At 53.8% G+C, this 264-nt stretch carries 1 rRNA gene; it reads right to left on the minus strand.

The features are described from left to right. Positions 1–9: 9 nt before the first annotated feature. Positions 10–264: ribosomal RNA gene (locus FC20_RS09830) — 23S ribosomal RNA — on the minus strand; the annotation flags it as partial.

The following is a 264-nucleotide window of genomic DNA, read 5'->3' on the forward strand; positions in this document are numbered from 1 at the left end:
TGCTTAGCTTTGGTCAAGTCCTCGACTGATTAGTACCGGTCCGCTCCAAGCCTCGCGGCTCTTCCACTCCCGGCCTATCTACCTCATCGTCTCTGAGGTGTCTTACTTTCTTGAAGAAATGGGAAATCTCATCTTGAGGGGGGCTTCGCACTTAGATGCTTTCAGCGCTTATCCCTTCCGCACATAGCTACCCAGCGATGCCTTTGGCAAGACAACTGGTACACCAGCGGTGCGTCCATCCCGGTCCTCTCGTACTAAGGACAG

It is taken from the genome of Lactobacillus equicursoris DSM 19284 = JCM 14600 = CIP 110162, from assembly GCF_001434815.1.
GTDB classification, from domain to species: domain Bacteria; phylum Bacillota; class Bacilli; order Lactobacillales; family Lactobacillaceae; genus Lactobacillus; species Lactobacillus equicursoris.